The organism is Mesorhizobium sp. M8A.F.Ca.ET.057.01.1.1, assembly GCF_003952565.1.
GTDB lineage: Bacteria > Pseudomonadota > Alphaproteobacteria > Rhizobiales > Rhizobiaceae > Mesorhizobium.
The window spans coordinates 5,250,778-5,268,485 of record NZ_CP034454.1 but is presented as its reverse complement, the minus strand read 5'-3'; the positions used below and the strand labels follow the sequence as shown (position 1 = coordinate 5,268,485).

The following is a 17,708-nucleotide window of genomic DNA, read 5'->3' as shown; positions in this document are numbered from 1 at the left end:
TCGAGGGCAGCGTCTGATGAAACGATTTGGAGCCTTGCTTCTGCTTCCCCTGGCCGGGCTGTTGAGCGGCTGCGATATGGTCGTGCTCGCGCCGGCGGGCGATGTCGCCGCCCAGCAGCGCGACCTGCTGGTGGTCTCGACCCTGCTGATGCTGATCATCATCGTGCCGGTCATGGCGCTGACGGTCTTTTTCGCCTGGCGCTACCGGCAATCCAACGCCTCGGCGTCCTATGCGCCGGACTGGGACCATTCGACGAAACTGGAACTGGTGATCTGGGCGGCACCGCTCCTCATCATCATATGCCTTGGCGCGCTGACCTGGCTCGGCACCCACCTGCTCGACCCATACCGCCGCATCGACCGGATCGAACCCGGCCAGCCCGTCACTCAGCTTCACAAGCCCCTCAGGGTCGAGGTCGTGGCGCTCGACTGGAAATGGCTCTTCATCTATCCGGATTACGGCATCGCCGCCGTCAACGAACTGGCGGCGCCGGTCAACCAGCCGATCGATTTCCGCATCACCTCGTCGGCGGTGATGAATTCCTTCTACATTCCAGCCCTTGCCGGACAGATCTACGCAATGCCGGGCATGGAGACGAAGCTGCACGCCGTCATCAATCGGCCGGGCACCTATAGCGGTTTCTCCGCCAACTACAGCGGCGCCGGCTTTTCGGGCATGCGCTTCGCCTTCCACGGCCTGTCCGCCCAGGCCTTCGACCAGTGGGTGGCACAGGCCAGGACCGCGTCGGCCGCGCTTAACCGTGACAGCTATCTCGAACTCGAAAAGCCGAGCGAGAACGAACCGGTCCGGCACTACGCCTCCGTCGATCCCGACCTCTATGGCGCCATCCTCAATCTGTGCGTCGAGCGCGGCAAGATGTGCATGAACGAGATGATGTCGATCGACGCCAAGGGTGGTCTCGGTCTTGCCGGTGTGCGCAACACCTTGCCGCTGCAATACGACAAGCTCGCCCGGCGCGGCGCGGTTTTCGGAAACGATCCCTCCTATGTCGCCAGCATCTGCACGGTGGAGGAGGCTGCTGCCGTCTCACGCGCGTCGCGCGATGCCTGGCCGAGCTATTGGCCGGCGAAAAACCTGTCGCCGCTTCGCGGGGCGGGGCTGCTCCGGCCAGGAACAGACAGCCGCAGCGCCGAGGCGGATACGCCGCCTCTCGGCCTGCTGCGGCGTCAATTGTGAGAGACAGCCGATGCCCGATACGCTGACCAAATTCATTTTCGGCCGCCTCACCTTGGAGTCGCTGCCGCTGCACGAACCCATCGTCGTCGCCACCTTCGTCGCGGTTGCGCTCGGCGGCATCGCGCTTCTCGGCGTGATCACCTATTTCAAGCTCTGGACCTATCTGTGGCGCGAATGGTTCACCAGCGTCGACCACAAGAAGATCGGCATCATGTACATGGTGCTGGGCCTCGTCATGCTTTTGCGCGGCTTCTCGGACGCCATCATGATGCGGCTCCAGCAGGCCATCGCCTTCAACGGCTCCGAGGGCTACCTGAACTCACATCACTACGACCAGATCTTCACCGCCCACGGCGTCATCATGATCTTCTTCGTGGCGATGCCCTTCGTCACCGGGCTGATGAACTTCGTCGTGCCGCTGCAGATCGGGGCGCGCGACGTGTCCTTCCCGTTCCTCAACAATTTCTCGTTCTGGATGACGGTCGGCGGCGGCATCCTCGTCATGGCCTCGCTGTTCGTCGGCGAATTCGCCCGCACCGGCTGGCTTGCCTATCCGCCGCTCTCCGGCATCGGCTACAGTCCCGACGTCGGTGTCGACTACTATATCTGGGCGCTGCAGGTGGCGGGTGTCGGCACGACGCTGTCGGGCATCAACCTGATCTGCACCATCATCAAGATGCGGGCGCCCGGCATGACGATGATGCGCATGCCTGTCTTCACCTGGACGTCGCTCTGCACCAACGTGCTGATCGTCGCCTCCTTCCCGGTGCTGACGGCGGTGCTCTCGCTGCTGGCGCTAGACCGCTATGTCGGCACCAACTTCTTCACCAACGACTTCGGCGGTAGCCCGATGATGTATGTGAACCTCATCTGGATATGGGGTCACCCGGAAGTCTACATCCTCATCCTGCCGCTGTTCGGCGTCTTCTCCGAGGTCACCTCGACCTTCTCCGGCAAGCGCCTGTTCGGCTACACCTCGATGGTCTACGCCACGGTGGTCATCACCATCCTGTCGTACCTGGTCTGGCTGCACCACTTCTTCACCATGGGCTCGGGTGCCAGCGTCAATTCCTTCTTCGGCATCACCACGATGATCATCTCGATCCCGACCGGAGCGAAGATCTTCAACTGGCTGTTCACAATGTACCGGGGCCGCATCCGCTTCGAACTGCCGATGATGTGGACAGTGGCCTTCATGCTCACCTTCGTTGTCGGCGGCATGACCGGCGTGCTGCTTGCCGTGCCGCCGGCGGACTTCGTGCTGCACAACAGCCTGTTCCTGATCGCCCACTTCCACAACGTCATCATCGGCGGCGTTCTGTTCGGTCTGTTCGCCGCCATAGCCTACTGGTGGCCCAAGGCCTTCGGGTTCAAGCTCGATCCGTTCTGGGGCAAGGTCTCCTTCTGGTGCTGGGTGGTCGGCTTCTGGTTCGCCTTCATGCCGCTCTACATCCTCGGCCTGATGGGCGTGACGCGCCGCATGCGTGTGTTCGATGATCCCTCGCTGCAGATATGGTTCGTCATCGCCGCCTTCGGCGCGGTGCTGATCGCCTGCGGCATCGCCGCCTTCCTGATCCAGATCTTCGTCTCCATCCGCAGGCGCGAGGCGCTTGCCGATCCGACCGGCGATCCCTGGGACGGCCGCACGCTCGAATGGTCGACCTCTTCGCCGCCGCCCGCCTACAATTTCGCCTTCACGCCGGTCATTCGCGACAACGATGCCTGGTGGGACATGAAGCAGGCCGGCTACATCAGGCCGCTCGCCGGCTTCAAACCGATCCACATGCCCAGCAACACCGGGACCGGCATCATCCTGGCCGCCTTCAGCGTCGCGCTCGGCTTCGGCCTGATCTGGTACATCTGGTGGCTGGCGGCGCTGAGCTTCGTCTGCCTCATCGCCACCGCGATCGGCCACACCTTCAACTATATCAGAGACTTCCACATTCCGGCGGCCGAAGTCTCGCAGACGGAAGAGGCGAGGACGACGCTCCTCGCCGCTCAGGGTTAGGGTTTGAGCATGAGATCGACGGCAATCAGGGCCGGTACCGAACCGGTCTTCCACCTGGAAGAAGAGCATGCGCACGCCGAAGGCGGCTCCACCATGCTCGGCTTCTGGCTCTACCTGATGAGCGACTGCCTGATCTTCGCGATGCTGTTCGCCGCCTATGGCGTGCTTGGCGGCAACTATGCGGCCGGGCCCGCGCCCAAGGACCTGTTCGACCTCGATCTGGTGGCGGTCAACACCGCCATGCTGCTCTTCTCCTCGATCACCTATGGCTTCGCCATGCTGACCATGGACAAGGGCCGCGTCGCGGCGACGCAAGCCTGGCTTGCCGTGACCATGCTGTTCGGCCTGGCCTTCCTGTCAATCGAACTCTACGAATTCGCGCACATGATCCATGAAGGCGCCACGCCGCAGCGCAGCGCCTTCCTGTCGTCCTTCTTCACGCTCGTCGGCACGCACGGCCTGCACGTGACCTTCGGTATCGTCTGGATGGTGACGCTGATGATCCAGGTCGCGAGACACGGTCTCATCGAGGCCAACCGCCGCCGGCTGATGTGCCTCAGCATGTTCTGGCACTTCCTCGACGTCGTCTGGATCGGTGTCTTTACCTTCGTCTATCTGATGGGGATGTTGCGATGAGCGCTCATGATCATGCCGAGGAGCACGGCCACGCGCATGGTGGTGCCGCGCACGGATCGTTCAGGAATTATCTGATCGGCTTCGTCCTGTCGGTGATCCTGACCGCCATTCCCTTCTGGCTGGTCATGAGCGGCGTCATCGATGACAAGCAGGCCACGGCCATCGTCATCATGGCCTTCGCGGTCGTGCAGATCGTGGTCCACATGGTCTTCTTCCTGCATATGAACACCGCCTCGGAAGGCGGATGGTCGATGCTGGCGCTGATCTTCACGCTGATCCTGGTTGTCATCGTGCTGACCGGTTCGCTCTGGGTGATGTACCATCTCAACGCCAACATGATGCCCGGGCTGCACGACATGCGCGAGATGCCATGAGCCCGGCGGGCTCCGGGAGGACCACCATCGAGGCGATCGGACAAACAGGCATCGGCCCGCGTCCCGTCCCGCAAGAGCGCGCCGGCAGGTCGTCCGTGTCGCGCCTTGTCCTTGTGCTGCTCGGGCTCCTCGGCGTGCTGGTGTTTGTCGGGCTCGGCATCTGGCAGTTGGAAAGGCGGGTCTGGAAGCTCGACCTGATCGCTCGCGTCGACCAACGCATTCATGCCCCGGTTGTCGATGCGCCCGGCCCGAAGAGCTGGAACGGCATCACCGCGGCCGGTTACGAATACAGCCATGTGCGATTGGCGGGACGCTATCTGGGCGGCGCCAACACGCTGGTGCAGGCGGTGACGGAGCTTGGCGGCGGCTATTGGGTGCTGACGCCGATGCGGACTGATCGTGGCTTCGTCGTGCTGGTCAACCGCGGCTTCATACCCCTGGAGCGCAAGGCTGAGTTCGAACGGGAGAGAGGCGGCCCAACCTCGCCGGCCGTTATCGACGGCCTGTTGCGCATGAGCGAATCCGGCGGCGGCTTCCTGCGCAAGAACGACACCACGGGCAATCGCTGGTATTCGCGGGACGTCGCCGCCATCGCAACCGCGCACGGCTTGACGAGCAATGTCGCGCCCTATTTCGTCGATGCGGAAGCGTCCGGCATGGAGAGCTGGCCGCGCGGCGGCCTGACCGTCGTCGCTTTCCGCAACAGCCACCTGGTCTATGCTTTGACCTGGTTCACGCTCGCTGCGATGCTCGTCATTGCCATGGCCACGCCGATAATCGGCCAGGGCCGACGGGAAGGACCCGCGAGATGAGCGTTCCCACGCAAGCGCTTCGCCATGACAAATCCCTGGTGGCGGCATCCCTTGCCGGCAAGAACGGGGCAGTATCGCATCCTGATGCGACGAACAGGAAGAACCTGTTCCTGCTCATCCAGCTGCGTTGGCTGGCGGTGGCTGGTCAGGTGCTCACCATTCTGGCGACGGAATACTGGTTCGATATCCCATTGCCGCTGGCGGAGATGGCCGGCGTGGTGCTTTTCCTGCTGGGCCTCAACATCTTTAGCCTGCTGGTCCTGCGCGGTATCCGCCCTATCACCAATATCCAGCTCTTCGTTGCGCTCATCTTCGACATGGCGGCGCTGACGACGCAGCTTTACCTGAGCGGCGGCGCGTCCAATCCGTTCGTATCGCTCTATCTCCTGCAGATCACGCTTGGCGCCGCACTGCTGACGCCAAGGTATACCTGGATCCTCGTGGCGGCTGCGTCGGCCTGCTTCGTCTTCCTCATCTTCCTCTTCCAGCCGATCGCGATCCCGCATCATGGCGGCAGCGATCTCCTGTCCCTGCATATCAGGGGCATGTTCATCTGCTTCGTGCTGGCGGCCGGACTGATCGTGATCTTCATGACGCGCATCAACCGCAATCTACGCGAGCGCGACGCCTATCTCGCCGATCTGCGCCAGCGCTCGGCCGAGGAGGACCACATCGTGCGCATGGGCCTGCTGGCCTCCGGCGCCGCGCACGAACTCGGCACGCCGCTTGCCACGATATCCGTCATCCTGTCCGACTGGCGCCAGATGCGCACGATCACGCGCAACCGCGAACTGGCGGCCGACATGGCCGAAATGCAGGCCCAGATCGAGCGTTGCAAGCGCATCGTGTCCGGGATCCTGATGTCTTCCGGCCAAGCGAGGGGCGAGGGAACGATACGCACGACCATTCGCGGTTTCCTCGACGATCTGGTCGAGGAATGGCGCATCAGTCGCCAGCCATTCAAGCTCGAATACAAGAACGATTTCGACCCGGACGAGCAGATCGTATCCGACACGGCGCTGAAGCAGGTCATCTTCAACGTGTTCGACAATGCCCAGGAAGCGTCGCAGGATTGGGTCGGCGTCACCGCCGAGCGGCAGGGCGACAAGCTGGTGATTTCCGTACGCGATCGCGGGCCGGGTTTCGACGAGGGTATTCTGGCAGCACTTGGCCAACCCTATATGTCGAGCAAGGGACGGCCGGGCGGCGGTCTTGGCCTGTTCCTCGTCATGAACGTGGTCCGGAAACTGGGAGGCGATTTTTCGGCGCGCAACCTGGAACAGGGCGCCTGTGTTACCCTTTCGCTGCCGCTTGCGGCGCTGACCGATGGAGATGATCGTGAGGCCTGATCGATCCCTGTTTATCGTCGAGGACGATGCGACCTTCGCCAAAACGCTGAAGCGCTCCTTCGAAAAGCGCGACTACGACGTCGTCGTCTGCCACGACCGGGAAGCATTGCTTGGCGCCCTCGAAACAGCCGTTCCCGCATTCGCCGTCGTCGACCTCAAACTTGGAGCCGGCGGCTCCGGGCTGGAGTGCGTCAAGCTGCTCAGCGCCCGCGATACTTCGATCAGGATTGTTGTGCTGACGGGGTTTGCGAGCATCGCCACGGCTGTCGAGGCGATCAAGCTCGGCGCGAGCCATTACCTGGCAAAACCCGCCAACACCGATGACATCGAAGCCGCCTTCGGCCGGGCCGAGGGTGATGTTTCCGTGCCGCTTTCCTCCCGGCCCACCTCGATCAAGAATCTGGAATGGGAGCGCATCCACGAAACGCTGGTCGAAACCGGCTTCAACATCTCCGAAACCGCGCGCCGGCTTGGCCTGCATCGCCGGACTCTGGCCCGCAAGCTCGAGAAGCGCGTGGTGAGATAGCAGAGCGCATTTGCGCTCGCGACCGGGCCGGGTGCGACCATTCAGTGCTTCCGCGCGCGCTCCGGGATACCTATTTGTGCGAGATTCGCGGACACCGGAGCAGGCAAGGACGTGGCGCAACGATCGGGCAGTGCTGATCTTCCCCTTCACGGCGGACGTGTGCCGAAATGGCTGGGCGATCGCATGACGCGTCTCGGCGCCGTCATGTGCGAGGCGATCATCCATCACTATGGCCGCAATGAATTGCTGCGACGCCTGGCGCATCCCTTCTGGTTCCAGTCCTTTGGCGCCGTCATGGGCATGGACTGGCACTCGTCCGGCATCACGACCAGCGTCATCGGCGCCTTGAAACGCGGGCTCACGCCGCTGTCAGGCGAGCTTGGCATTCATGTCTGCGGCGGCCGTGGCGCGCATTCGCGCAAAACGCCGCATGAGCTTGCCGCCATCGGTGAGCGCATCGGCTTCGACGGCGCGCGCCTGGCAACCACCAGCCGGCTGGTCGCCAAGGTGGACAGCGCCGCCGTCCAGGACGGTTTCGACCTCTATTTGCACGGCTTCATCGTCACCGACGACGGCGACTGGGTGGTGGTGCAGCAAGGCATGAACGGTGACAGCAAGGTGGCGCGCCGCTATCATTGGCTGTCCGAGGGTTTGAAAAGCTTCGTCGACCAGCCGCATGCCGCCATCGAAGGCGCCAACCAGGGCGAGATCGTCAACCTGACCGACCGGCGCGCCGAGGCCTCGCGCCAGGGACAACTGGACCTGCTCCAGGATCTCGGGCCGGACCGCATCATTCGGGAGTTCGCCGCCCTGGAACCCGGTGCCGCACCGGCTCCGGCGCAGCCATTGCTGCCGCATCTGATCATGCCGGCTCACCATGATGTCCGCGAAAGCGATGTCGTGATGCATCGCCTTCACGGCAACATGGCAGCCGCCGCCGAGAGGGGGCCCGCCGATTTCGCCGAGCTTCTCCTGGTTCCCGGCGTCGGCGCCCGCACGGTGCGCGCACTCGCCCTCGTTGCCGAAGTGGTGCATGGCGCGCCTTGCCGGTTTTCGGACCCTGGCCGGTTTTCGCTGGCGCATGGCGGCAAGGACAGGCATCCGTTCCCTGTTCCGCTCAAGGTCTATGACGAGACGATCGGTGTCCTGAAGTCCGCCGTGCAAAAGGCCAGGCTTGGCCGCGAAGAGGAAATCGGCGCATTGAGGCGGCTCGACGATCAGTCGCGGCAGGTCGAGCGATACGTTACCGGTCCCAGCCTCAAGGAAATTGTCGCCGGCGAATTCGACCAGTCGCATCTGCTTGGCGGCCGCAGTGTCTTTGGTTGGGAACCGGCGCCGGATGAGGTGATCGCCGGGCAGAAGAAGGCCTGACGGTTCAGTGGCGGGGTATCACGCCACGCGACGGTAGCTGTAGCGATCCTTGATGAATTTATTGAAGAAGCGGCCTTTCGAGGAAGCCCTCATGAACGCCGCATAGGTAGCCGGGGCGACTTCCTCATAGTCATAGCGGTTGCCGTGCGGCACGAACCAGACCGAGAGGATCCTGGTCGCGGGATCGTATTGCGTGCTTCGAATGACGGTCGACGGCATGGTGGCACCTGACGGCTCCTCCGATTAACCCTCCAGGCATGGTCCGGTTCCGTACCGCCCGAAGGTGCTACCTGTCGCGTGGATTGCCGAATTTCTCGTCGCGTGTCCTCGAATATCGATCGATGCGCGGCAGCCTGTCGGCAAAGTCGACCCAAGGCAGCCTGAGGTCCCAATAGGCATGGGCCTGTGGGCGCAGCCCTTCTGGTCTGTCGAAGAACCCGATTGTCAGATACAACTCGTCCGGCAGGCCTTCGTCGCTATAGCCTATCGAGCTCCCGCAGTCGGGACAGAAAGTGCGGGCAACGCCCGGCGTCCTGGAGAACGCCTTTGGCGCTCCCTTCAAAAGGCGGAACTGACTCGGTCGATATCCGACCCAGATGGTGAGCGGACTGCCGATCGCCCGTCGGCAATCGTCATCGTGATCGTAGCATATCCAGAAAGGCTCACCGTCCATGGCGGCGGCAATCGCCCCGCAAAAGCAGGCCCCGGTTTCAACGCGCGGCATCCGGCACTCCAAGGCTGGAACAAGTCCGGCGGCCTCCGACGGAACCGCCGTCTCCTAAACTTTCACGCCGCTCCGGTGTTCCGGTTTTGAGATGTGTCCGAGGCAAGCAAGCGCGGTTCCCGTCTTGCCCTGAGGTCCGGCCTTCACCATCTAGGCACAATGTCGTCGCTCAAACCGAAAACAGCCGGCCGTGCGCCCCAGTACGATCTCTTCGGAGCCGCCCAGAATGATCTGCCCGAGGGTTTCGCCTACCAGCCCGGACTGATCACGCCGCAAGAGGAAAGCGAACTTGTCCGACGGCTTGAAGGACTGCCCTTCAAGGCTTTCGACTTCCACGGCCATCTGGCGAACCGGCGTGTCGTTGGTTTTGGCCTTCGCTACGATTATGACCGGCGCGAGGTCGTCGAGGCACCGCCGATCCCTGACTTTCTACTGCCCCTGCGCGAAAAAGTTGCGGCCTTTGCGCACCGGCCCGCCGAGGCCTTCGCGCAGGTTCTGATCAATGAATACCGGCCCGGCGCCGGTATCGGCTGGCACCGCGACAAGCCTCATTTCGAGGACGTCGCGGGCGTCTCGCTGCTGGCGCCCTGCGATTTTCGCCTTCGGCGCAAGAATGGGCCCGGATGGGAGCGCCAGACAATCACTGTCGAGCCGAGATCGGCCTATCTCATGACGGGCTCTTCGCGAATAGAATGGGAGCACAGCATCCCGCCGCTTGCCGAGCACCGGTACTCGATCACCTTGCGAACGTTGCGGCCTCGGAATCCCTGAGCTGCGCTGAGGCTTGCACGGGAAAGCGGTCCACATCCATCTCGCCATGAGTGCTCAACCCGACCCGCGTGCGGCGGGGCGGGTTGAGCAATGTCGTGCTCTAATCTTTTCCTGGAATTGCTCCTAGGTCAGGATCAGCACGATCTTGTATGTATCCGGATCGACGATGACGATCCGGCCGTCGGCGAGAACGAAATACTCGTAGGCTTCGTAGGCCGGAACGATCTTGACGATGCGAGCCGGCAAACGATGCAGCCTGATTTTGTGCCGCGGGACTTCGACGCCGACGGAGACGTCGAAATTGACGCTGGCGACCGGCTCGACCTTGGTTTCCCTGAACACCTGGGTGATCTGGGTCTTCTGTTCGACCGTCACATTGTTGATGGACGCGGTCGAAGTCTTGTCCTGCGTGGAGGCCTTACCCTGAGCCTGCTGATCGGTCTGGACCTTTGTCTTGCCCTGGGCCTGCTGGTCCGTCGTGGTGCCGGCCTTGCCCTGGGCCTGCTGATCGGTCTGGACCTTAGCCTTGCCCTGGGCCTGCTGGTCCGTCGTGGTGCCGGCCTTGCCCTGGGCCTGCTGATCGGTCTGGACCTTTGTCTTGCCCTGGGCCTGCTGGTCCGTCGTGGTGCCGGCCTTGCCCTGGGCCTGTTGATCCGTCTGGACCTTGGCCTTGCCCTGGGCCTGCTCATCCGTCTTGGCACCGGCCTTGCCCTGGGCCTGCTGATCGGTCTGGACCTTGGCCTTGCCCTGGGCCTGCTCGTCCGTCTTCATCTTGGCCTTGCCCTGAGCCTGCTGATCAGTCTGGGCCTTGGTACCCTGTGCCTGGTCCTTCATCTTCGAGCCGTTTTGGCAGTTGGTCGTGCCGGAAGCGCAGTTTGTGTCCGCTCCTGATTGGCTTTCGGCGGGCTGTGTCTGAGCCATCGCCGCCCCGCAGCCGAGCCCGATCGCAAGCATGCTGGTCATCAGAACATGTTTCATAGGAAATCTCCTTCGGAGAGTTCGTCCCTTCAAGGGGAGAACTTCCACCAAAAAAGATTGTTCCGAACTGGATGCGTTAATGCCCACCCCATGGCTGGACCTAAGCCCCTCGGGACCGATCACATGATGCCGAAAGTCCTGTAGGCTTCCACCGCGCTCATGCCTTCGCGGATCGCCTTGGCGACGAGCTTTTCGCCACGCACTTTTTCCAAGGCCAGCCGCACCACTTCTTCCTCGGCCTGTCGCGGGATGACGATAACGCCTTCCTTGTCGCCGAACAGCAGCGTCCCCGGCTCGATCCGCACGCCGCCGATTTCGAGCGTGCACCGGTAATCGATCACCTTACCGCGCACGCCTTGATCCTGTGCATAGTAGCCGGTGCAGAAGCAGGGGAATCCCAATGCTTTGATGCCGTCCGTGTCGCGGGCGAAGCCGTCGACCAGCGCGCCATGCGCGCCGAGGATTTTGGCGCGGGTCGACATCAGCTCGCCCCATAGGGCGTAGCGGGGCGAGGCGCCGCTGGCTACGTAGATCTCGCCGGGCTTCAGATCGTCCAGCGCCTCGAACATCAGCCCGAACGGCTTGGTCATCAGCGGATTGTGCGTCGGTCCATTGGACAGGAAGATGTCCGTCTCAAGCACCGGCATGGCCCGCCCGAGCAGCCGCGTCTTGTCGTCGACCGGCTTGAACACGGGCGGCAGGAACTGGTGCTGCAGCCCGAGCGTGTCCATCACGTCGCCAACCACGGCGACGAAGAGTTCGGCCTCGAACAGGCGATACATTTCGGCATCGTCACCATAGAGGCGAATAGATCCGGCCATCAGGCTTGCCTCCGAGCGTCAGTGGATTGGTCGGTGCGGGAAGGCCCGAGCGCCGCGGCGTTCTGCACCAGCGCGCGCATATAGCCCAGCGCAAAGGCCTTTCCGGCATGCCATGGCGCGTCGCAGGACATTTCCGGCGTATGGTCGGGGATCATCACGCCTCCATAGTTTTCGTCGCGCAGGATGCGGACGATCTCGGCCATGTCGATGTCGCCGTCGTCGACGAAGGTCTCGTGATATCTGGGCACCTTGCCGCGTACGTTGCGGAAGTGGATGTAGCCGATGCGACCGCGTCGGGCGAAGCGCCTTACATGGTCGTAGATGTCGTCGGCGCCTGGCATTTCCTGCAGCGAGCCGAGACAGAGTTCAAGCCCATTGGATGGCGAGTCGACGATATCCATCAGCCGGTCGTATTTCTCCGGCCGGTTGACCAGCCGCGCCGCCCCGCGCAGCGCCTCGGCCGGCGGATCGTCGGGATGCGCCGCCAGCATGACGCCGGCCTCTTCGGCCACCGGCACGATCTCGCGCAGGAACATGTCCAGCCGCTCCCAGAGCTCGTCGCTGCTGACTTTCACCGGTTCGGAATCCGGCCGGCCGGCGCGGTAGCGCATGTTCCAGACGACTCCGTCGGGGAGAGGCAGATCGGGGTCGATGGACGAGAGGTCCAAGCCCACCGACACCGCCTCGCCACGCGCGAACGGACCGCGCGACCAGCCCCAGACGCCGGCAATCGAGAAATTATAGCCGATGCAGGGAATGCCCGCGCGTCCGGCATCGCGGACAAGGCGCTTCAGACCCTCGATCTGCCTTGCCCTGTCCGGGCCGCCGAGCAGCGCGTCGGACCAGAAGCGGGGCGAGAAATTTTCGATCGCAGCGATTTCCAGGCCATTGTCGCGCACGGTCTTCACCAGGCCGGCGAAATCCTCGTAGTCCCAGAGTTCGTCGTCGGAACAATCGCCCCAGCCCTCGGCTTCGCTGCCGGCGGACAGCGAAGGGTCGCGGCCGCGAAAATAGTTGGTGAGATGGGCAACGATGTGCGTGGCGCCCGCCTGGCGGGCGAAGCGGAAATTGTCCGTTGTCAGAGATTCCCGGTAAAGCCCAAGACCGATCTTCATGGCTCTACTTCACGCCGATGCCGGCGGTGAGGCCGCCGTCGATCTTATAGTCCGCACCGGTGCAGAAGCCGGCCTTGGGCGAGCACAGGAAAGCGATGAGCTCGGCCACCTCTTCCGGCTCGCCGATGCGGCCGAGCGGATGGGCCGCGCCGAACCGTTTGTAGGCCTCTTCGACGTCGGCGTCGCTGCCGCCGTCGACACGCGCGGCCTTCTCCAGGATCGGCGTGCGGATCGAGCCTGGGCTGACCGAATTGACCCTTATGCCCGATGCGGCATAGTCGAGTGCCAGCGAACGCGTCAGTGTATGAATGGCGCCCTTGGTCGTGGCATAGGCGGCAACGTTCTGCTGACAGGCAAAGCCCTGCACCGAAGCGACATTGACGATGGCGCCGCCGCCTCGCTTGATCATTTCAGGGATGCCGAAATGGGCGGTCAGATAGATCGAACCGACATTGACCGTCATTGCGCGGTTCCAGATTTCCCAGTCGGTCGTCGTCGCCGTTCCATAGGGATGCACCGCCGCCGAATTGACGATGACGTCGATGCCGCCGAATTTCGCGACGCCGGCCGCTACCGCCTCGCGCACCTGGTCGGAAACCGAGACATCCACCGTCTGCACCAGAGCATTCGATCCGGCCTTGGCGAGGCTCTCCTGCATGGCGGCATTGGCCGCTCGGTCGATGCCGCAAGCGACGATCGCTGCACCGCCTTGCGCCAGCCGCTTCGCGGTGGCGAGCGCGATGCCGGTCGTGCCGGTGATCAGCGCGACCTTGTTCTCAAAATCAAGCATGGGGCAATTCCTTGGAAGATGGGACGTCCGACAGCGGCGGCACCGGCGCGGTTCGGGCGTTTTCGAGATCGTCGGGAACGAAGCGCAGGCCGAAGTCCAGGTGCCTGCTCATCAGGTAGCTGTAGGCGATGCGGTCGCGGGCGCGCAGCGCCGCGATGATCTCGCCATGGGCGCGGCGTGTTTCACTCAGCACCGGCCGGATGGATTTGCCGACGGTCATGATGTGCAGGATGACAGGCGACAGGAACTGGTAGGTCTGCACCAGCATGCGGTTGCCGGCGAGCTTCATCAGCGCCAGGTGGAAATCGAAATCGCGCTGTGCCGCCTCCTGGACATCCCTGGCGGTCTCGATCAGGCCGTTGATCTCGTCCAGGGCGTCGAGTTCGGCGACGCTGGTATTGAGGATGATGTGGTCGCCGATGCTCACCTCGATGATGCGGCGAAAGCCCTGAATGTCGTGAAAGGAGGTTTTCGATATGTCCATTTGCGCGGCGAAAAAATTCTGGATCGCGACGTTTTGCCGATCGGCCAGTACCGCGCCGACACGCGGCTTGGGGTCGATTAGGCCATAGGTGCGGATGGTGCGCAGCGCTTCGCGGATCGTGTTGCGGCTGGCGCCGAACAACTCGCCGAGTTCCCGTTCCGTAGGCAGGACGTCGCCGACGGATAGGGCGCGAGTGCGGATAAGGTCGAGGATCTGCCGCACCGTCTGGTCGACCGCCGAGCTGCTGATCCCTGCTTCGTCCGACGTTTCCATCGGCTCGTGACTTGCCTGTTCCAACCGCTAATTCCTTGCTATTTGTTGGACCAGAGTAGGGTTTGGCTGGCGGAAAATCAACCATGCGAGGCCAAAAAGGTTCAGTTGACAGGGCCATGGTCCAACAATATGGTCGCCGCTAAACAGTGAGGAGACTTCATGGAACAGTGTTGGCGCTGGTACGGTCCCGACGATCCGGTAACGCTTGAGCATGTCAAACAGGCCGGCGCCACCGGCGTGGTTTCAGCGCTTCACCAAATTTATGACGGCAGGGCCTGGCCCGAGGCCGATGTGCTCGAGCGCAAGCGCATCATCGAGGCGGCTGGGCTGACCTGGTCGGTGGTCGAGAGCATCCCGGTCCACAATTCCTTCAAGATCGGCGCGCCGGAGCGCGAGCGCTATGCCGGCTATTATCGCGACAGCATCCGCGCGCTGGCCAAGGCCGGCATCGCGACGATCTGCTACAATTTCATGCCGGTGGTCGACTGGACCCGCACCGATCTGGCCTACCGGCTGCCGACGACCGGTTATGCCTTGCGTTTCGACGCCATCGACTTCGCCGCCTATGATCTCTTTGTCCTGCAGCGCAAGAATGGCGCGGCAAGCTACACGCCGGCGCGTATCGCCGAGGCCGAGCAACGCCTGAAGGCGCTGACGCCGGAGCAGATCGACCAGATCGAGCGCAACCTGATCGCCGGCCTGCCGGCAACGGAGCGCAGCTATAACAGGGACAGTTTTCGCGAGGCCCTGGCGGAATACGATGCGATCGGGCCGAAGGAACTGCGCGATAACCTCGCCTGGTTCCTGCGCGAGATCATTCCGGTGGCTGAAGAGGCGGGGGTGCGCATGTGCATCCACCCCGACGATCCGCCATTCTCGCTCTATGGCCTGCCGCGCGTCGTTTCGACGGCCGAGGATGCGCGTTTCATCCTCAACGCAGTCGACAGCCCCGCCAATGGCTTGACCTTCTGCACTGGTTCCTACGGCACGCGCGCCGACAACGACATCGTCGCCATGGTCAAGGAATTCGCCGACCGTATCCATTTCGTCCATCTGCGCAACATCACCATCGAGGAGGACGGCTCGTTCTATGAGGCTGAGCATCTCGAGGGTGGCACCGACATGGCGCATGTCATCCTCGCTTTGATGCAGGAAGAGGCGCGCCGCCGCGCACAGGGTCGCGCCGACTGGCAAATCCCGATGCGTCCGGATCATGGCCATCTGCTCGCCGACGACATCGGCAAGAAAAAGATCAATCCCGGCTACTCGCTGATCGGTCGGCTGAAAGGCCTCGCCGAGCTGCGCGGCATCATGCGCGCCGTCGAGCGGTTCGGCCTGGCCTGAGGTCAGTCGGACGGCGAACTGCCGTTTGCATATGTAAAAGTTACTTGTCTATGTGAAAATACCTGCTACTAGTCGGCGGGCCGGGCGGTCATGCCCGGCTCCAGGGAGGAATTGCCTGAAATGACAAGACTGCGCGGTCTTGCGTGGGATCATCGACGTTGCTGGGGTCCGCTGGACGCCAGCGTCGCGCCCTATTGCGCTGGCAATCCCGGCCTGGAAATCGAATGGGATCGCCGCAGCCTCTACGAATTCGGCGAGGGCGCGCTCGGTCCGGTACTCGGCACCTACGATCTCGTCGTTTTCGACCATCCCTTCATCGGCGACATCGCTCAGGATGAATTGATGGTGCCGTTCGACGCCTATCTGTCGGCGGAGCAGATGCGCTTCTTCGAGCAGGATTCAGTCGGCGCGTCATGGCGCTCCTACGAAAGGAACGGACGCCAATGGGCACTGCCGATCGATGCCGCCTGTCAGGTCGCGTCCTATCGTCCGGATCTGCTGGAGCGCTACGGGCCGGTGCCGCGCACGCATGACGAGGTGCTGGAACTCGGCCGGCTTGCGCGCAAGGACGGCAAATGGCTCGGTCTGCCCTCGGTCCCGACGGATGCCATGTGCATGCTTCTGACGCTCGGCCATCCGCAGGAGGTCGGTGAGCCATTCATCGCCAGGCAAAGGGTCGAGCAGGCCATCGCGCAGTTGCGGGAGCTGGCAGCGCTGTCGCATCCGGACTCGTCGAAATGGAACCCGATCCGCTGCTATGACCACATGATCGCGCATGACGACGTGGTCTATGTGCCGTTCGCCTTCGGCTACGTGAACTACGCGGCGAGAACCGACGGGCCATATCTGCGCTTTGCCGATGTGCCGACACCGGGCTCCGCCGGCGCCTTGCTCGGCGGTGCCGGCATCGGCGTCAGCGCCCAGTCGAAACACAAACAAGCCGCGATCGACTATGCACTCTTCCTGTGTTCGCCACACTACCAGCGCGGCGACTATGTGAAGGCGGGCGGACAGCCGGGATCGCTCGCTGCCTGGAAAGACGCTGAGGTCAACGCGCTTTCAGGCGGTTTCTTCAGCGCCACGCTTCGGACGATTGCCTCGTCCTATCTGCGTCCGACGCATCCGGGCTTCATCGCCTTCTTCCGCGAATGCGCGCCGCATGCGGCCGCCGCCATCGCCGGTGAGGTATCGGCGGCCGACCTCGCTGACCTCGTCAATCGCCTCTACCGCGAAACCATGCAACCGGAACGGAGCATTGCGTGATGGCCGCCAGTGTTGCCGATACACTCGACGACGGCGAAGCCGGCCGCAGCGGTTATCGCGTGCCGGCGGTGGACAAGGCGCTCGACGTTCTGGAGTTCATGGCCTCGAGTGCCGAGACGCTGACCCAGACCGAGATCGCGGCCGGCTTGGGACGCTCAATCCACGAGATCTACCGCATCCTGCTTCTCCTGGAGAAGCGCGGCTACATCTTCCGCACCCAGTCGGACCGTTTCCGTCTCTCGCTGAAGCTGTTCGAACTGGCGCATATGCATCCGCCGGTAAACCGGCTGGTCGAATGCGCGCTGCCGGTGATGCGCGAACTGACCGCCAATGCCGACCAAAGCTGCCACTTGGTGGTGCGCGAAGGACAGAACGCGCTGGTGGTGCTGCAGATCGATTCCCCGCTGCCGATGCGTTACTCGGTGGCGCTGGGGTCGCATTTCCCGATCCTCGAAACCAGTTCGGGCGCCGTGCTGCTTGCCCATTCGAACCGGGCCGAGCGCGACCGCATCGTCGAGCGCATCGTGGCCGCCGGTGAAGGCCAGGGCAGTCGGGCGGAAATCGAGGCGCGGCTGAACGAGGTCGCGAGGCTCGGCTACGAGATGCGCGCCTCGCTGGCCGTCGAGGGTTGCACCAACATCTCGATGCCGGTGCGCGACCACACCGGTGCCGTCATCGCCGCGCTCACCGTGCCACTGCTGCCGCAAAAGGCGGCGCGGTTCGGCCGCGAAGCCGTTTTCGAACGCACCCAGGCCGCCGCCGAAAAGATATCGGCGGCACTCGGCTGGTCCGACTCCGCCTCTTCTTTACGTGCCGACCCGGAACGGCGGGACTACCCGTTCAGCGACTAACAAAAGCGATAAATCTGGGA

19 protein-coding genes are annotated in these 17,708 nt (G+C 63.1%); 12 read left to right on the top strand and 7 right to left on the bottom strand.

Going from position 1 to position 17,708, the window contains the following annotated elements:
* Positions 1-16: 16 nt before the first annotated feature.
* The 8 genes from cyoA to EJ077_RS25080 all read left to right on the top strand — a co-directional run bounded on the left by cyoA (position 17) and on the right by EJ077_RS25080 (position 8,274).
* The gene (cyoA, locus tag EJ077_RS25115; RefSeq protein ID WP_208697135.1) at positions 17-1,198 is read left to right on the top strand and encodes a ubiquinol oxidase subunit II; all 1,182 of its coding nucleotides are present in this window, start codon (positions 17-19) and stop codon (positions 1,196-1,198) included.
* A gap of 10 nt (positions 1,199-1,208) precedes the next feature.
* On the top strand, positions 1,209-3,206 hold the full coding sequence (gene cyoB, locus EJ077_RS25110; protein ID WP_208697134.1) for a cytochrome o ubiquinol oxidase subunit I: 1,998 nt from the start codon (positions 1,209-1,211) through the stop codon (positions 3,204-3,206).
* Positions 3,207-3,209: 3 nt separating this feature from the next.
* Complete coding sequence (cyoC, locus tag EJ077_RS25105; RefSeq protein ID WP_210212141.1) at positions 3,210-3,842, top strand: cytochrome o ubiquinol oxidase subunit III; 633 nt, start codon at positions 3,210-3,212, stop codon at positions 3,840-3,842.
* The gene (gene cyoD, locus EJ077_RS25100) at positions 3,839-4,216 is read left to right on the top strand and encodes a cytochrome o ubiquinol oxidase subunit IV (RefSeq protein ID WP_208697132.1); all 378 of its coding nucleotides are present in this window, start codon (positions 3,839-3,841) and stop codon (positions 4,214-4,216) included. Before cyoC ends, cyoD begins: the two co-directional genes overlap by 4 nt.
* Positions 4,213-5,028, top strand: coding sequence for an SURF1 family protein (locus EJ077_RS25095; RefSeq protein ID WP_208697131.1), 816 nt, complete (start codon positions 4,213-4,215; stop codon positions 5,026-5,028). Before cyoD ends, EJ077_RS25095 begins: the two co-directional genes overlap by 4 nt.
* A complete protein-coding gene (locus EJ077_RS25090) occupies positions 5,025-6,377 on the top strand; it encodes an ATP-binding protein (protein ID WP_208697130.1) in 1,353 nt (450 codons plus the stop codon). Before EJ077_RS25095 ends, EJ077_RS25090 begins: the two co-directional genes overlap by 4 nt.
* Positions 6,367-6,903, top strand: a complete 537-nt coding sequence (locus tag EJ077_RS25085) for a response regulator transcription factor (RefSeq protein WP_208697128.1) — start codon at positions 6,367-6,369, stop codon at positions 6,901-6,903. Before EJ077_RS25090 ends, EJ077_RS25085 begins: the two co-directional genes overlap by 11 nt.
* A 111-nt stretch (positions 6,904-7,014) precedes the next feature.
* The gene (locus tag EJ077_RS25080) at positions 7,015-8,274 is read left to right on the top strand and encodes a DUF763 domain-containing protein (protein WP_208697126.1); all 1,260 of its coding nucleotides are present in this window, start codon (positions 7,015-7,017) and stop codon (positions 8,272-8,274) included.
* Positions 8,275-8,292: 18 nt separating this feature from the next.
* On the opposite strand, the gene EJ077_RS25075 is transcribed toward EJ077_RS25080, so the two are convergent.
* Positions 8,293-8,493 (bottom strand): KTSC domain-containing protein, encoded by a 201-nt coding sequence (locus tag EJ077_RS25075; RefSeq protein ID WP_208697125.1) that lies wholly within the window; start codon positions 8,491-8,493, stop codon positions 8,293-8,295.
* A 67-nt stretch (positions 8,494-8,560) separates the two neighbouring features.
* Complete coding sequence (locus EJ077_RS25070) at positions 8,561-8,998, bottom strand: GFA family protein (protein WP_208697123.1); 438 nt, start codon at positions 8,996-8,998, stop codon at positions 8,561-8,563.
* 159 nt (positions 8,999-9,157) lie between these two features.
* Between EJ077_RS25070 and EJ077_RS25065 the strand changes: the two genes are divergently transcribed.
* On the top strand, positions 9,158-9,769 hold the full coding sequence (locus tag EJ077_RS25065) for an alpha-ketoglutarate-dependent dioxygenase AlkB (RefSeq protein WP_208697121.1): 612 nt from the start codon (positions 9,158-9,160) through the stop codon (positions 9,767-9,769).
* 123 nt (positions 9,770-9,892) lie between these two features.
* Here the strand turns inward: EJ077_RS25065 and EJ077_RS25060 are convergent, their stop codons facing one another.
* From EJ077_RS25060 to EJ077_RS25040, 5 genes are all read right to left on the bottom strand, one after another.
* The gene (locus tag EJ077_RS25060; protein WP_208697119.1) at positions 9,893-10,747 is read right to left on the bottom strand and encodes a DUF1236 domain-containing protein; all 855 of its coding nucleotides are present in this window, start codon (positions 10,745-10,747) and stop codon (positions 9,893-9,895) included.
* Positions 10,748-10,866: 119 nt separating this feature from the next.
* Positions 10,867-11,568 (bottom strand): RraA family protein, encoded by a 702-nt coding sequence (locus tag EJ077_RS25055; protein ID WP_245458547.1) that lies wholly within the window; start codon positions 11,566-11,568, stop codon positions 10,867-10,869.
* Positions 11,568-12,683: a mannonate dehydratase gene (locus EJ077_RS25050; protein WP_208697118.1), complete on the bottom strand. Its 1,116-nt coding sequence runs from the start codon at positions 12,681-12,683 to the stop codon at positions 11,568-11,570. The genes EJ077_RS25055 and EJ077_RS25050 overlap by 1 nt, the downstream gene beginning before the upstream one ends.
* 4 nt (positions 12,684-12,687) lie before the next feature.
* The gene (locus EJ077_RS25045; RefSeq protein ID WP_208697116.1) at positions 12,688-13,473 is read right to left on the bottom strand and encodes an SDR family NAD(P)-dependent oxidoreductase; all 786 of its coding nucleotides are present in this window, start codon (positions 13,471-13,473) and stop codon (positions 12,688-12,690) included.
* Complete coding sequence (locus tag EJ077_RS25040; RefSeq protein WP_245458546.1) at positions 13,466-14,254, bottom strand: FadR/GntR family transcriptional regulator; 789 nt, start codon at positions 14,252-14,254, stop codon at positions 13,466-13,468. Before EJ077_RS25040 ends, EJ077_RS25045 begins: the two co-directional genes overlap by 8 nt.
* A 135-nt stretch (positions 14,255-14,389) precedes the next feature.
* Between EJ077_RS25040 and uxuA the strand changes: the two genes are divergently transcribed.
* The 3 genes from uxuA to EJ077_RS25025 all read left to right on the top strand — a co-directional run bounded on the left by uxuA (position 14,390) and on the right by EJ077_RS25025 (position 17,688).
* The gene (gene uxuA / locus EJ077_RS25035; protein WP_208697114.1) at positions 14,390-15,574 is read left to right on the top strand and encodes a mannonate dehydratase; all 1,185 of its coding nucleotides are present in this window, start codon (positions 14,390-14,392) and stop codon (positions 15,572-15,574) included.
* Positions 15,575-15,694: 120 nt separating this feature from the next.
* Positions 15,695-16,837, top strand: a complete 1,143-nt coding sequence (locus tag EJ077_RS25030) for an ABC transporter substrate-binding protein (protein WP_208697112.1) — start codon at positions 15,695-15,697, stop codon at positions 16,835-16,837.
* Positions 16,837-17,688 carry an IclR family transcriptional regulator gene (locus tag EJ077_RS25025; RefSeq protein ID WP_208697111.1) on the top strand — a complete coding sequence of 284 codons (852 nt, stop codon included), beginning with the start codon at positions 16,837-16,839 and terminating at the stop codon, positions 17,686-17,688. Before EJ077_RS25030 ends, EJ077_RS25025 begins: the two co-directional genes overlap by 1 nt.
* Positions 17,689-17,708 lie beyond the last annotated feature (20 nt).

Bases quoted from the DNA above. Each gene is read 5' to 3' on its own strand.
- EJ077_RS25045 (WP_208697116.1), bottom strand. From the start codon at position 13,473: ATGCTTGATTTTGAGAACAAGGTCGCGCTGATCACCGGCACGACCGGC.
- EJ077_RS25055 (WP_245458547.1), bottom strand. From the start codon at position 11,568: ATGGCCGGATCTATTCGCCTCTATGGTGACGATGCCGAAATGTATCGC.
- EJ077_RS25025 (WP_208697111.1), top strand. From the start codon at position 16,837: ATGGCCGCCAGTGTTGCCGATACACTCGACGACGGCGAAGCCGGCCGC.
- EJ077_RS25030 (WP_208697112.1), top strand. From the start codon at position 15,695: ATGACAAGACTGCGCGGTCTTGCGTGGGATCATCGACGTTGCTGGGGT.
- EJ077_RS25065 (WP_208697121.1), top strand. From the start codon at position 9,158: ATGTCGTCGCTCAAACCGAAAACAGCCGGCCGTGCGCCCCAGTACGAT.
- EJ077_RS25075 (WP_208697125.1), bottom strand. From the start codon at position 8,493: ATGCCGTCGACCGTCATTCGAAGCACGCAATACGATCCCGCGACCAGG.
- EJ077_RS25070 (WP_208697123.1), bottom strand. From the start codon at position 8,998: ATGCCGCGCGTTGAAACCGGGGCCTGCTTTTGCGGGGCGATTGCCGCC.
- EJ077_RS25050 (WP_208697118.1), bottom strand. From the start codon at position 12,683: ATGAAGATCGGTCTTGGGCTTTACCGGGAATCTCTGACAACGGACAAT.
- cyoB (WP_208697134.1), top strand. From the start codon at position 1,209: ATGCCCGATACGCTGACCAAATTCATTTTCGGCCGCCTCACCTTGGAG.
- cyoA (WP_208697135.1), top strand. From the start codon at position 17: ATGAAACGATTTGGAGCCTTGCTTCTGCTTCCCCTGGCCGGGCTGTTG.
- EJ077_RS25090 (WP_208697130.1), top strand. From the start codon at position 5,025: ATGAGCGTTCCCACGCAAGCGCTTCGCCATGACAAATCCCTGGTGGCG.
- cyoD (WP_208697132.1), top strand. From the start codon at position 3,839: ATGAGCGCTCATGATCATGCCGAGGAGCACGGCCACGCGCATGGTGGT.
- uxuA (WP_208697114.1), top strand. From the start codon at position 14,390: ATGGAACAGTGTTGGCGCTGGTACGGTCCCGACGATCCGGTAACGCTT.
- EJ077_RS25095 (WP_208697131.1), top strand. From the start codon at position 4,213: ATGAGCCCGGCGGGCTCCGGGAGGACCACCATCGAGGCGATCGGACAA.
- EJ077_RS25060 (WP_208697119.1), bottom strand. From the start codon at position 10,747: ATGAAACATGTTCTGATGACCAGCATGCTTGCGATCGGGCTCGGCTGC.